This window comes from Thermaerobacter litoralis, assembly GCF_054654595.1.
This window is the reverse complement of the sequence record NZ_BAAIES010000006.1, coordinates 191,977-205,608: the sequence shown is the minus strand read 5'-3', so window position 1 is coordinate 205,608 and position 13,632 is coordinate 191,977. Positions and strand designations below refer to the sequence as shown.

Here is a 13,632-nt window from a genome sequence, read left to right as displayed (position 1 = left end):
ACGGGGCGGGGCACGGAGGTCACGCCCGGCGGCGCCACGCCCGGCGAGGTCGCACACGGCGGGGCCACGCCCGGCGGGGACGCGGTCTGACCCGCCCTGGATCGACCCGGGTGGGGCAGGCCGGTCCAGCGAGCCCGCTGCCGTCACCCTTCGGTCCTGGCCGCGTCCTGCGGGGACGCTTCGGCGGCCTTGGGGACGGTTTGGCCTCTGCGGGGACGGCTGGCCTGGGAGGAGTCCGTCGCGGAGGGGGCTGCGTCGCGGCCGGCGCCTGGGCCGGTCGGAGCAGTCGGGGCGGCTGGGGCGCCCGGCGTGGCCGGGGCGGTTGGGGTGGCTGGGGCGGCCGGGCCGGTTGAGGCGGGACCGGCCAGGTGGCGGCGGGCTGCCAGGCGGTCGAGCACCAGCCGGTAGCCGTCGGCACCATAGTGGAGGAACCGGTTGATCCGGCTGATGGTGGCGGAGCTCATGCCCGTTTCCTTCTGGATCTGTTCATAGGTCTGGCCCCGGGCCAGGCGCTGGGCCACCTCGAACCGCAACGCCAGGGACTGGATCTCGCCGACGGTGCAGAGATCCTCGAAGAAGCGGTAGCACTCCTCCAGCGTCTCCAGGGAGAGGATTGCCTCGAACAAGCGGTCGACCCGGGGGTGTTGCAGGCGGGATTGGTATGCCACCACGGCTCCTCCTGTCCGCCAGCCCTGGACGACGCCCACCCCAAGGGCTCAGTCGCCAGCCTCCGTCCCCAGCGGCTCCCCCACGGAGGCTCCGGCAGGGCGCGGGCCTTCGCGGCGCGTGGCCGCCCTTCCCGGACCCTCCACGCCGTCGCCCGCTGCAGCACCGCTCGCACCGTTCAGCGGGAGGTCCGTACCGGACCCCGCCGCCCCTTCCGTCACGGGCACGCCGTCCCGGGCGCGCCGCTCCCGGCACCGGGGGCAAATCCCATAGAACTCGAACCGCTGGCCCAGGATGACGAACTCGGATCGCTCGGCCACCCGCTGCCCGATGCCTTCCAGGGCGCCCGCGTCGACATCGAAGATCGCCTTGCAGTCGATGCACTGGACGTTGGCGTGGGCGTGGGGGTTGCCGTCGTACCGCTGCACGTCGCCCGGGAAGCCCAGCTGGCTGGCCAGGCCGAGCTCCACCAGCAGCTCCAGGGTGTTATACACCGTGGCGGGGCTGATCATGGGGAAGCGCTCCCGGGCCTGCTGGTAGAGCTCTTCGGCGCTCGGGTGGTGCGACCGGCGGGCGTTCTCCTGCAACAGCTCGTAGATGGCCAGACGCTGGGCCGTGACCCGGTACCCGCGGTCGGCCAGAAGTCGCCGGAATTCGTCCATGGCCAGGGCCATCACGTTCACAACCTTTCACCGGTGGTTCCGGCCCGGCGGGCCGTCCGATCCCGGTCGGGCGCATCCGGCGGGAAAGTCGACGAATATCTACGAATCCGGCTCAAATAGTTGCAACTCTCAAAAGATCCTATTTTGATCTTAGGTTGGCCCTTCGAAGGGGGTCAAGAGCCCGTCCCCGGTCAAGCCCCTTCGGGCACTGCCTTCCCGCCGGAGGACCCGGCCGCGGGCCGGACGGCCAGCATGCGCAGGCCGTTCAGCATCGCCAGCACCGTGCTGCCCTCGTGCCCCAGAACCCCCAGGGCCAGTTCCAGCCGGCCCGCCAGGGTGAGGCTGACCAGGACGGCGATCACCCCCAGGGCGAAGGTCAGGTTCTGCCAGATGGTCCGGGTGGCCCGCCGGGCCAGGTCGAAGACGAAGGGCAGCTTCTCGATCTCGTCGCTGACCAGCACCACGTCGGCCGTCTCCAGGGCCACGTCGGTCCCCGCGGCCCCCATGGCGATGCCGACCCGCGCCCGGGCCAGGGCCGGGGCGTCGTTGACGCCGTCGCCCACCATGGCCACGGGACCCAGGGTGCGGGCCAGCTCTTCCACCGCCGTCAGCTTGTCTTCGGGCAGCAGTCCCGCCCGGACCTCGGTGATCCCGAGCTGGGCGGCGGTGACCCGGGCCACCTCCGGGCGGTCGCCCGTCAGCATCACGGGGATCAGCCCCGCCCGCCGCAAGGCGGCCACCGCCTCCCGCGCCCCGGGGCGCGGCGTGTCCTGGAGGGCGACGCAGCCCAGCAGGTTCGACCCCACGCCGACCAGCACCCCGGTCTTGCCCTGCCGGGCCAGTTGCTCGAGGAGGGGTTCGGCCGGGCCCGGGTCTGCGCCGTGGCGCTGGGCGAAGGCAGCGGTCCCCGCCCACACCGTTCCGTCGGCCGTACGGACCGCGACGCCGAAGCCGGGCTCCGCCTGGGCCTCGCCCGCCTCGCCAGGGGCGATCCCTTCGGCGGCGGCCGCCGCCAGGATCGCCCGGGCCAGGGGGTGTTCGGACAGCCGCTCGGCCGTGGCGGCGGCGCGCAACACCGCCTGCCGGTCGGCGGTCCCCAACGGGATCACGTCGGTCACCTGGGGCTGGCCGCGGGTCAGGGTGCCCGTCTTGTCGAAGGCGACCACCTTGACCGAGGCCAGTTCCTCCACGTAGCGGCCGCCCTTGAGCAGCACGCCCCGCCGGGCCGCGTTGGCCACGGCCGACAGCACCGGCGCCGGCGCGCTGATGGCCACGGCACAGGGGGAGGCGACCACCATCAACACCAGGGCCCGGTAGATCGTCTCCCGGGGGTCGGCGCCCCAGAGGAGGGGCAGGCCCGCCGCCAGGGCCGCGATGCCCACCACCGCGGTGGCGTAGATCTGCTCGATCCGGTCGATGAGCCGCTGGGTCCGCGAGCGGTCTTCCTGGGCCGCCTGCACCAGGGCGACGATCCGCGCCAGCATGGTGTCGGTGGCGGGCTTGGTCACCTCGACCTCCAGGCCGCCCAGCTGGTTCATGGTGCCCGCGAACACCTCATCGCCGGGGCCCTTGGTCACCGGGGCCGATTCGCCGGTGATGGCCGCCTGGTCCACGGTGGAGCGGCCCGACCGCACCCGCCCGTCGATGGGGATGCGCTCCCCCGGCCGCACGGTGATGAGGTCGCCGACCTGCAGCGCCTCCACCGGCACCTCTTCTTCGGTGCCGTCGGGACGCCGGCGGTGGGCCGTCTCCGGCGCCAGGTCCATCAAGGCGCGGATGGCCTGGCGGGTCCGGTCCATGGCGTAGGACTGCAGGGCGTTGCTCAGGGAGAAGAGGAAGAGCAGCGCGGCGCCCTCTTCCCACGCGCCGAGGCCGGCGGCGCCCAGGGCGGCCAGGACCATCAGCAGGTCCACGTCGATGACCCGCTCCCGCAGGGCCGCCAGGCCCGACAGGGCGGCCGGCGTCCCGCCCGCCAGGTAGCTGACCACGTAGAAGAACAGGCTGACCACCGGGGGCGCGCCGAGCCGCTCCGCGACGGCCCCGGCCACCACGCTCAGGAGGGTCAGGCCGGTCAGGATGGCCAGGTGGTGCCGGGCCCAGAAGCCCGGCTCCGCCGCACCGGCCCGGGCCCGGCCGTCGGCCGCGCCATGGCAGGCCGCCGGTCCGCCGGTCTCAGCGGGCCGGCCGGGCTCGTTGCCGCCGGCCGGCCCTGCACGCCGCTGGGCCGGTACCCTCGGGGCTGGTTCCTCCGGCTTGGTGGCGCCGGCCGGCACCCCGGGTGCAGCGGCTCCCGCCAGCTGGCTGGGGGCGACCCGTTCCGGGCGCCGGGGGCTCTCCGTCAGCGGCTTGGGGACGGCGGACGAACCGGCCACGGGGCATGCCTCCTTCAATTGAAACTGAGTTCCAATCGCATTAATTGATAACCGGTTCATGTTTGTAACCAGTATAAATTTTGGCGGCGCGCGGGTCAACGCCAGAAGCAGAAACGCCGCAACCCGGTCCCGACGAACCGGGTTGCGGCGTGGTGGAAGCGGCGCGGGCGTGGCGCCGGGGGGAATCCGTGGGCGGAGGCGACCGCCCGGCGGGTGGGAAGCTGTCCTGCGGTGTCCGGCCGGTGGGTGGGAAGCCGTCCTGCGATGACGCGCCGGTGGGGGGCAGCACAGGACCAGCGGCCAAGGACCAGCGGCCGGTGGTGAGACGCCGCCGGCGCGCGGCCGGTCACCTGCGGATGGAGCCACCCGGCGCAGGGCCGGTTACCGCCGGTGGCGCAGCTCGTAGAGGAACACGCCCGCCCCCATGCCGCCCGCGCTCATCAGCCCGCCCGTGATCAGCACCAGCGGGGCCCGCAGCCAGGGGTTGGGGACGTGTTCGAGCACCAGCATCATCAGCACCAGGAAGACGACGGCGACCCCGGCGAGAGCCGCGACGAGCAGGCGCAGTCGCGCCTCGGGCAAGCGCTCGATCTGGAGGAAGAACCCGTGGGCCTTGCTGGGCACCTTCTCCGCCGGCATGTTCTCACCGCCCCGGTGGCCGGCCCGGCCCGCCCGAACGGGCGAGCGGCGCCCCAGGCAGGCCCGGCCGGCGACAATGTTGGGTTCGACGAACCCATCAGGGGACGTCCCGCCTGACGCTTCAAGGGTACCACGGGCCGCCGCGGGGCCTCTAGCCGCCGGTTCGTCCGCGTGGTAGGTTGTTTTCATTCAAGAGGATGGGCCGCACCATCGGCCGGCGCGACGGGGGAGGAGGGGCCTTGAAGGGACTGGGAACCCTGATCAACGTCCTGACGGTGCTGGCGGGGTCGGGTCTGGGGTTGTGGCTGGGTTCGCGCTTGCCCGCCCGCACCCGGGAGGTCCTGACGGGCGGCCTGGGGGTGGTGACCGTCCTGATCGGCCTGGACATGGCCCGGGCGACGGGGAACATCCTGATCGTCCTGGGGTCGGTCCTGGCGGGCGGCCTGGTCGGGACGGCCCTGGACCTGGAGGGACGGCTGGAACAGCTGGGCCGGGCGGTGGAACGGGCCCTGGCCCGGCCGCGGCCGAGCGGTGAAGGGGCGGCGGTGGAAGGGGCTCCAGCCCCCGGGCGGGCGCGCCCGCGGGCAGCCGCGGCGGTGGAACCAGCCGCCGCCCAGGCGGCGCCCCAGCCCGTGGACGTTGCCGTGGCCGGCGATCGGCGCGATTCCGCCGAACCGGCCTCGGGCCCGGGCCTTCCCGGCGGCGGGGAGGGGGCCATCGCCCGCGGCTTCATCGCGGCCAGCCTGCTGTTCTGCGTCGGGCCCATGACCTTTCTCGGATCGATCCAGGACGGGCTCACCGGCGACTATCAGCTCCTGGCCGTCAAGGCGACCCTGGACGGGTTCGCCTCCCTGGCCATGGCGCCCGCCCTGGGCGTGGGCGTCGCCCTGTCGGCGGCCACGGTGCTGGGGGTGCAGGGCGGCTTGACCCTCCTGGCGGGGCTCATCAGCCCCTGGATCAACCAGGCGATGCTCAACGAGCTGACGGCGGCCGGCGGGGCCCTGGTGGTGATGATCGGCCTGGGGCTTCTGGAGATCAAGCGGCTGCCCGTGGCCAACTTCCTTCCGGCGCTGATCGTCGCGCCCTTGCTGGTGCGGCTGGCGGGGGGCGGGTGAGGGGACCCGGGGCACGGACCGAAGACCGGGCGCGGCTCCAACTGGGCGCGGTCCGATCCGGGCGCGGCCGGAGCCGGGCGCAACCTGAGCCGGGCACGGCCCGAGCCGGCGCAGCGCCGGCCCGGGGCCGCCGCCAGGGGAACCACCTGGCAAGCCGGGGCGTAGGGTGAAAGGAGCACTCCCAGCGACTGAGGACGCGAGGAGGGATCGACCCTATGCCTGACGGCAACCCGAACCAGGGCGGTCTCGCGGGCGGGGCGCCGACCCGGGGTGGCAACCCGCCGGCCCCCGCCGGGCCGGAGGGCCAGGGCGGGTTGGCCGGCGGCGCCCCCACCCGCGGCGGGAACCCGCCGGCCCCATCCTCCGGCGGTCTGGCCGGCGGCGCCCCGACCCGGGGCGGCAACCCGCCGGCGCCGGCCCCCGGGACGCCTCCTGAGGGGGGCACGGGAGGGCCCGCCCCCGGCACGAGCGCGGGTACGGAAGGGCCGGCCCCGGGTCCGGCCGGTTCCACCGCCCCCGCTCCGGCCGAGACGCCCGTTGAGCAGCCACCCGCCGCTCCGCAGGGTGGCCCCGCGCCCGAGGGCGCCCCGCCGTGCCCGGGCGGCCAGCTGGTCCAGGTGCAACCGGGGGATACCCTGTTCCTCCTGGCCCAGCGCTATGGCGTTCCGCTGGCCGCGGTCATCCTGGCGAACCCCCAGATCGTCGACCCGGACCAGATCGTCCCGGGACAGTGGATCTGCATCCCCTCGGCGCCGCCCGGGTGTCCCGGCGGCCGGCTGGTGGTCGTCCAGCCCGGTGACAGCCTCTTCAGCATCGGCCAGCGCAACGGGGTGCCCGTGGAGGCGATGATCGCCGCCAACCCCCAGCTGGCCGACCCCGACCTGATCCTCCCGGGCCAGGTGGTCTGCGTGCCGCGGGCGCCGGCGTCTTGCGCGGGCATCCAGTACGTGGTCCAGCCGGGCGACAGCCTGTTCGCCATCGCCCAGCGCTTCGGCGTCGAGCTGGAGGACCTGATCAACGCCAACCCGCAGATCACCAACCCCGACCGGATCTGGCCCGGCGAGGTCGTCTGCATCCCCACCGCGGGATGAACCGGCCGCCCGAGGCGTGGCCGGCACCAACGCCCGAGACCCGAGTAGCCCGCGCCCGCTACGCCCGGTGGCGCCGGTCCCCGGCCGGGAGCGGCCGCCGGCAGCGGGCCGCCGGCCGGCGGCGTACACCGCTGCGACAGCGACAGAGACTTCAAGGACCCCGACGGGGCCCGGCCGGACGAACCGGCCGGGCCCCCGTGTTCGGGCGCCCCGGCTCGGCCCCGGTGTCCGCCCCCGTACTCGGGGGCCATCCGCTCCACCGGGACGGCGTCCCCTGCGCGCCGGGGCCCGCGGGTTTACCGGGACGGCGTCCCCTGGCCGCCGGGGCCAACGGGTTCACCGGGACGGCGCCCCCTGCACTCCGGGGCCAGCCGGTCCACCGGGATGGGCAGGCCCGTCGTTCCCCCACCGGGGCCGGTCCCCACCTGGTGCCGCCGCGCCCTCGCCCGCTGGGGGCCGGCGACCCGACAGCCCCTGCCGCACCCCGCCCGCGCCGTCCAGGCCGGGGCCGCCGCCCGGCGGCGGGGTGGCGCCGGCGGCCGGTCGCTCCGCCGGCGGTGCCGGTCCGGAGGGGCATACTCCTTGCAGACGACGGCGGACCAACGGTCCCCGTGCACCAAGCCCCTTCGGGGTTGCGTCGAGGAGCGGAGAGCATGGCGAAGTCCACCAGCGGCAACGGTTCCGACCGGGGGCCCCGCCGCCCCGTGGCGCCCCGACCCGCCGCCGAGATCCGCCGCGGCGGGGAGCGGGCCGGCGGGGACGCCCGCCAGGATCCAGAGGCCCAACGCCCCGCGGTCCACGGCGGCGCCGGGGCCCGCCCCGGCCTTCAGGCCCCCACCGGGGAAGCCGCAAGCCCTGCGGAGGCCGGCGGGCGCGAGCCAGGGGGAGGTCGCGCCGCGCGCCGCCTGATCCCCCAGCCGCTCCAGGCCCGGCCTGTCAGCCTGCGGGCTGCCCGGGCCGGAGGGCGCCCCACCGGTCCCATCCCCCTGCCGGCCTACCAGGTGGCCGGAGAGGGGGCCGACCGGACGCCCGGTCCGGGCCGGGCCGGCGCCAACCGGACCCGGAGCCTGGGCACCAGCGGCCCCGGCGCCGGCGGTGGAACCGGCGGCGGCGTGGCCGGCGAGACCGGTGCGGTCACCGGGCCGGGACCCAACCAGAAGGACGACATCCGCCAGTCCCTGTGGGTGCGCCGCCCCGACCTCTTCTACGGCAAGCCGAACCGGGGCAGCCACCGGGCGGCCTTCGCCGAGCCCCTGGCGCCGGATCGCCAGGCCCTGGAGGAGGCCGGCCATCTCGACGCCCGCCGGCGTCAGGGCGTCCGGCGGGTGCCGGCGGCCCGGGAGCTGCTGCCCGTGGGGGAGCAGGGGGCCCCGCAGGCCGTGGCCTACGCGCCCGACCAGCCTGCCGAGGGCCGGGTCGACCGGCAGGTGGCCCAGCAGCTGACCCGGCGGCCCTCGCCGAGCTCCCAGGGCAAACCCATCGCCCGGACGCAGCCCGCCGGCGTGGAGGCGGGGACGGTGCGCTGGGAGGCGGCGGAGGAACCGGCGCCGGCCCCCTTGAGCACCCGGGGCGACCCGGCGGCCGACGTGGCGGCGCCGCCCGCGCCGGCGGGGGAGGCCCGCGCCCCGCGGCAGGCGGCTTCCTCCCCTGAGCAGGCGTCCGGGCCGGCCGGCCCGACTCATGCGGTCCGCGGCCATGGCGCGCCTGTCGCCCAACGTGAGGACGCAGCCCTGGTGCAGGAGGTGGGGGGCGCCCCGGTGCCCCTGACGCCCGAGGCGGCGTTGTCCGTCGCCACCGGGCCCAATGCGGACCCCAGCGTGCGGGCGAACCTGGGATCCACCCTGACGGCGGCTGGCCCGGCGGCCGGGGACGCCGGCGGCGAGCCCGCAGGGGGCGAGCCTGCAAGCGGCCGTGGCGATCCGGGGCAGGGCACGACGGCCGCACAGCCGGCCACGGGCCCGGGCACTCCCGCCGGGCAGGCCCAGGGCGACGCCCAGGCCCAGGGCGACGCCCAGGCCGCTCGCGACGAGGCGGCCGGCATCGCGGCCGGCGGGCGGCTCGAAGCGGCCGCCGAGCTGCGGCCGCGCCCGCGCCTCAAGGCGACCCTGCGGCCCCACGCCTTCCCCATGGGCAAGGGGGCGGCGGGGATCTACGGCCGGCCGCCGGGCGACCGTTCCACCGACGCCACGGCCCTCACCCGGGGCGCCATCCAGGCGGCCCGGGCCCGCTGGGATGCAGCGGGTCGCGAAGGCGAAGGGGGCGGGGAGGAAGGCCCGACCCCGTAGCGAAGCCCACAAGGACCGACGACGAGCACCAATCGACGACGCGCACCGGCCCCGCGCCGCCGGCCGGCGAGCCCCGGCCCCGTGCCGCCGGCGGGGCGCGGTGGCCCCTGGGCCGGTTGCCGGCCGGGGGACAAGGCCGCGGCGAGGTGGGATGGAGCGTTGACGTGGCCGGCAGTGGAAGGGTCGACGAACCTGCGCATCCGGGCGGCCCTGGGGGCGGCCCTGTGGGGAGAGGGGGTGGGCCGCAGGGCCCTGGCGGCGCCGTCTGGAGCCGCAGGCCTTAAGGCCCCGCCTCCTCCCGCCGCCGGGCCGGCCGGACGGCGCCTCCTGGCCCTGGCCCGGTTGGTGGCGGCCCATGAGGGCCGGGTCGAACCGGCCCTCGATGCCGCGGATCGGCCTCCTTCCGTCGGCGGCCAGGGGGAGCCCGCCGGGCAGCCCGCGGCTTCCCCCTTGGCCGCGAGGGGTTCCGCTGCCGCGCCCCGTTCGCCAGGCGATCCATCCGCCCGCGTCGCCGGGGCCTCGGGACCGCCGCCGCGCCCCGATTCCCCCGCGCCGCTGGAACCCGCCCTGTGGGCCGTGGTGGCCGGCCTGATCAACCGCCCGGACGACCTGGAATGGCTCGTCCAGGATGCCCTCACCCTGGTCCGCACGGCAGCGGCGCACTTCAACGGCCCCGCGCCGGCGCCGGCGACCCTGGCGGCGGCCGCTGCCGTGGCCGCCGCCGTCGCGGCCGCGGTGGAGGGGGAGGGGCCGGAAGGGGCCCTGGACTGCGCCGGGGAAGCCGCCTCCCTGGCGGTCGGCCTTTCCGCGGGAAGCGGCATGGCGTCTGGGGACGAACCGGCCGCGGCGGTGGCCCACGGCCTGGACACCCTGCGCCTGACCCTGGCCGGCCGCGGGCCCGCCGTCCCCCCGGGGGGCCTGGGGGCCATCCTGCGCAGCCGCTGGGAGCCCGACGGGCAGGCCAGCCGGGCCATCCCCTTCGCGCTGGTCCTGGCCGCGGCAGCCGGCGGGGTCGAACGGGCCGTGGCCGAGACGGCCGGCGCGGCGGCGGCCCCCGGGACCGCGCCGGTCCTGGCCGCCGTGGCGGGAGCGGTGGCCGGCGCCTTGCACCCGGGGACGGTTCCACCGGCGCATCCGGCGGTCCCGGCCGGCGCGGAGGACGACCTGGACGCGCTGGTTCCGGAACTGGCCCGGCTGCGCTAGCGTTGGTGACGGGAAGGAGGCGGTGCCGTGGCCGAGCGGATCCTGCTGGTGGACGACGAGGCCGCCCTGGTCAAGGGCCTGCGCCGGAGCCTCGAACAGGCGGGCTTCGAGGTGGAGGTGGCCACCGACGGGCGCCAGGCGCTGGAACGGTTCGCGGCGGGCGGCATCGACCTCATCATCCTCGATCTCATGCTGCCCGAGATCGACGGGCTGACCGTGTGCCGGGAGGTGCGCAAGACCTCCCAGGTGCCGATCATCATGCTGACCGCCCGCGACGAGGACGTAGACCGCATCGTCGGCCTCGAGCTGGGCGCCGACGATTACGTGGTCAAGCCCTTCAATCCCCGGGAGCTGATCGCCCGCATCCGGGCGGTGTTGCGGCGGATGAAGCCGGTGGGCGGCCTGGCCGTCGGCACCCCCGCGGCACCGGGCCGGGCCGGGGCCGGCGTCCGGCCCGAAGACCCCCGGCCGGAGCCCGGCGCCCGCCCGGACGGGGCTGCCGCGCCCGTGGGCCGGGGGACGCCCGAGGGCGGTGGCCCGCAGGCGGCGGGGGCCGCCCCGCGGGCCGAAGAAGCCGAGGGCGAGGTCCTGGTGCGGGGGCCCCTGCGCATCGACCGGGCGCGCTACCGGGTGACGGTCCAGGGCCGGGCCGTGGAGCTCACGCCGCGGGAGTTCGACCTCCTGGTCGTGCTGGCCCAGCGGCCGGGCCGGGTCTTCACCCGGGAGCAACTGCTGGAGCAGGTGTGGGGCTACGATTACGCCGGCGACACCCGCACCGTCGACGTGGCGGTGCGGCGCCTGCGGGAGCGGCTGGAGCCCGACCCTGCCCATCCGGTGTTCGTCCGCACCAAGTGGGGCGTGGGTTACTATTTTGCCGAGCCGGAGGAGATCGCCCGCCGCCTGGGCGGCGAGGGGGCCGCGCCCGAGACCGGGGTCGGCCGGTAGGGGGTGGAACCGGCCACCGTTCAGGTCCGCCCCGGATCGGGCCCGCCGCGGGTCCAGGGGCCCTCCAGCCCCCGTCCGGGACGCCTCCTCTGGTCCCGGCCGGCGACGCCCCTCCGGGCGGCCGGCGATCCATGTCCCCATCGGGAGACGGGTGCCTTGTCCCTGCGCTGGAAGATCATCCTGGCGCTCCTGGCCGTGACCCTGACCAGCCTGGCCGTGACGGTCCAGGTGGCCAGCGACACCACCCAGGGGGTCCTGCTGCGGGACCGCCAGTCCCGGGCGCTGGCGACGGCCGCCTTCTTCGCCGGCAGCCTGGGCGACGCCATCGCCGAAGGCGACCGGGAGCGGCTGGCGAATCAGGTGGCGGCCCTGCGGCTGCAGGACCTGGGCCGGCTCCTGGCGGTGGATGATGCCGGGTTCGTCCTGGCCGACACCGCGGCAGGGACCGACGCCAGCCTGGTCGGCCACCGGCTGGAGCACATCGAGATCGTCAGCGCCCTGCAGGGGGTCAGCCGGGCCGGCGTGCGCCGGCTGCCCGACGGGCGCTACGCCATGTACGCCGCGGCCCCGGTCCGGGGGGCGGGGGACCGGGTCGCGGGCGCCGTGGTCCTGTCCACCGACGTGACCGACGTCTTTGCCGCCGTGGACCAGATCCGCCGGCGCATGGTGCAGCTGGGGGCCCTCATCGCCCTGGGGGCCGGAGCCGTGGCCTACCTGTTCGGTGCCTACCTGGCGGCGCCGCTGCGGGAGCTGGCCCGGGCGGCGGGGCGCATCGCCCGCGGCCGGTTCGACGAGCGGGTGCCGGCCCGGGGCGGGGACGAGCTGGCCCAGCTGGCCCGGGCCTTCAACGACATGGCGGCCCACCTGGCCCGCATCGACGAGTCCCGGCGCGACTTCATCGCCAGCGCGTCCCACGAGCTGCGCACGCCCGTGGCCGCCCTGAAGACCCTGACCGATGCCCTGATCCACGACCCCGACGCCACCCTGGAGGACTACCGCGAGTTCCTCCGCGACATCGACGACCAGGTGGAGCGCCTGGCGCGGCTGACCTCCAGCCTGCTCACCCTGGCCCGGCTGGACCGGGAGAAGGAGACCGTCGACCTGCGGCCCGTGCCGCTGGCGGAGCTGGTGACGGTGGTGGCGGGGTGGCTGGAGCCGGAGGCCCGCCGGCTGGGCTGCCGCATCCGGCTGGAGGGGCGCGGCAACCCCCAGGTGCTGGTCGACCGGACCAAGATGGAGCGGGCCGTCACCAACCTGCTGGAGAACGCCATGAAGTACGGGGGCCCGGGCCTGGTGCGGGTGGTCTTCGGCGAGCAGGCGGGCTTCGATCCGGACTCGGCCGGGCGCGCCATGGCGGCGGAACTGGCCCGGTCGGACGAACCGGCCGCCCCGGCCCAGCCCCCCGGTGGCGCCGGTGACGGCGCCGGGGGCCCCCCAGCTGCCGGCCCGGGCGAGCCCGCTCCTGCCCGGCCCGCCCCCGCTGCCGGCGCCCTCCAGGCCGGCGCCGTCCAGGCCGCGGCCACCGCCGGCGAGCCGGCCGCCGGTGCTGGGGACCGGGGCCAGCCGCCCACCTCCTCCACGGCCAGCCCGAACCGGCCGCCCGCCGCGCCCGCCGCTGGCGGGGATCCGGCGGAAGGGACGGCGGCGCCGGGAGCGGCGGAATCCGGCCCGGGCGGCCCCGGCGCCGTCCCGAGCCCCGCCGGCCTCGGCAGCCCGGGCGCGGGAACCGGGCCCGAAGCCGGCCCTGCCTTCCGGGTGGTGGGCGACGACGAGGCGGTGCGCCGCAGCGCCCGCGTTGCCTGGGTGTGGGTCGTCGATCGCGGGCCTGGCATCCCGGCCGACGAGCTGCCCCACCTCTTCGAGCGGTTCTACCGGGTCGATCGGGCGCGGGCGCGGGGCGGCGACGCCTCCGGTGCCGGGCTGGGGTTGAGCATCGTGCGGGAGATCGCCCGCCTCCACGACGGGGTGGTGGCCGTGGCGAGCCAGGTGGGGCGCGGCAGCGTCTTCGGCCTGTACTGGCCCGTGGTCGAATGGCCGCTGGCGAGCCCCGGGCCGGCGGGCGCCGCCGGAGGCGGCGAGGATTCGCGCCCCGCCGCCGATGGGCTAAAATGAAACCAATTTCGACGCCTTGCGATGCCGCCGCGCCGGCTCCCGTCCTGGGCGCGGCGAGGGGGTGGACGCCATCGGACAGCCGGTGAAGAAATACCTGACCTGGCAGGACATCGAGCAGCTGGTCGATCGCCTCCTGCAGCAGATCCGCATCGAGGAGTACGATGCCATGCTGGTCATCACCCGGGGAGGCATGGTCCCGGCGTGCCTGATCAGCGAGAAGACCGGCATGCGCAACATCCTGGTCGCCGCCGTGATGTTCTACACCGGGGTCGGCGAGACCCTGGACCGCCCCACCTTTTTGCAGTTCCCGCCCGACCCCTACCTGAAGGGGAAGCGCGTGTTGATCGTCGACGACGTCTGGGACAGCGGCCGCACGGTCGCCGCCGTGCGCCACCGGGTGGAGGAGGCCGGCGGTCGTCCCGCCGTGGCCGTCATGCACTACAAGCCCCAGCGCTCGGTGGTTTCCGGCCGGCCGGACTTCTATGCCGAGGAGACCGACGACTGGATCGTCTACCCGTGGGATCCGGAGTCGGAACGGTGAG

At 76.2% G+C, this 13,632-nt stretch carries 11 protein-coding genes; 7 read left to right on the top strand and 4 right to left on the bottom strand.

Features of this window, described 5'->3' with window-relative positions; genetic code table 11:
• Window positions 1-143: 143 nt before the first annotated feature.
• The 4 genes from ACYQ02_RS05110 to ACYQ02_RS05095 all read right to left on the bottom strand — a co-directional run bounded on the left by ACYQ02_RS05110 (window position 144) and on the right by ACYQ02_RS05095 (window position 4,339).
• Window positions 144-668: a YerC/YecD family TrpR-related protein gene (locus tag ACYQ02_RS05110; protein WP_460039358.1), complete on the bottom strand. Its 525-nt coding sequence runs from the start codon at window positions 666-668 to the stop codon at window positions 144-146.
• 48 nt (window positions 669-716) lie between these two features.
• Window positions 717-1,340, bottom strand: a complete 624-nt coding sequence (locus ACYQ02_RS05105; RefSeq protein WP_460039357.1) for a Fur family transcriptional regulator — start codon at window positions 1,338-1,340, stop codon at window positions 717-719.
• A 179-nt stretch (window positions 1,341-1,519) separates the two neighbouring features.
• A complete protein-coding gene (locus ACYQ02_RS05100; RefSeq protein WP_460039356.1) occupies window positions 1,520-3,700 on the bottom strand; it encodes a heavy metal translocating P-type ATPase in 2,181 nt (726 codons plus the stop codon).
• Window positions 3,701-4,081: 381 nt separating this feature from the next.
• A complete protein-coding gene (locus tag ACYQ02_RS05095) occupies window positions 4,082-4,339 on the bottom strand; it encodes a hypothetical protein (protein ID WP_460039355.1) in 258 nt (85 codons plus the stop codon).
• Between the two features lie 239 nt (window positions 4,340-4,578).
• Here ACYQ02_RS05095 and ACYQ02_RS05090 point away from each other — a divergent pair, with 239 nt between their 5' ends.
• The 7 genes from ACYQ02_RS05090 (at window position 4,579) to ACYQ02_RS05060 (ending at window position 13,631) form a co-directional block, all read left to right on the top strand.
• Entirely contained in the window at window positions 4,579-5,454 is an 876-nt protein-coding gene (locus tag ACYQ02_RS05090) for a DUF554 domain-containing protein (protein ID WP_460039354.1), read from the top strand.
• Window positions 5,455-5,669: 215 nt separating this feature from the next.
• Complete coding sequence (locus ACYQ02_RS05085) at window positions 5,670-6,545, top strand: LysM peptidoglycan-binding domain-containing protein (protein ID WP_460039353.1); 876 nt, start codon at window positions 5,670-5,672, stop codon at window positions 6,543-6,545.
• A 653-nt stretch (window positions 6,546-7,198) separates the two neighbouring features.
• Entirely contained in the window at window positions 7,199-8,830 is a 1,632-nt protein-coding gene (locus ACYQ02_RS05080; protein ID WP_460039352.1) for a DNA polymerase III subunit gamma/tau domain-containing protein, read from the top strand.
• A 159-nt stretch (window positions 8,831-8,989) separates the two neighbouring features.
• Window positions 8,990-10,033: a hypothetical protein gene (locus ACYQ02_RS05075; protein WP_460039351.1), complete on the top strand. Its 1,044-nt coding sequence runs from the start codon at window positions 8,990-8,992 to the stop codon at window positions 10,031-10,033.
• Window positions 10,034-10,060: 27 nt separating this feature from the next.
• On the top strand, window positions 10,061-10,978 hold the full coding sequence (locus ACYQ02_RS05070; protein ID WP_460039350.1) for a response regulator: 918 nt from the start codon (window positions 10,061-10,063) through the stop codon (window positions 10,976-10,978).
• A 156-nt stretch (window positions 10,979-11,134) separates the two neighbouring features.
• A complete protein-coding gene (locus ACYQ02_RS05065; RefSeq protein WP_460039349.1) occupies window positions 11,135-13,090 on the top strand; it encodes a sensor histidine kinase in 1,956 nt (651 codons plus the stop codon).
• A gap of 61 nt (window positions 13,091-13,151) precedes the next feature.
• Window positions 13,152-13,631, top strand: a complete 480-nt coding sequence (locus ACYQ02_RS05060) for a phosphoribosyltransferase (RefSeq protein ID WP_460039348.1) — start codon at window positions 13,152-13,154, stop codon at window positions 13,629-13,631.
• Window position 13,632: the final 1 nt, after the last annotated feature.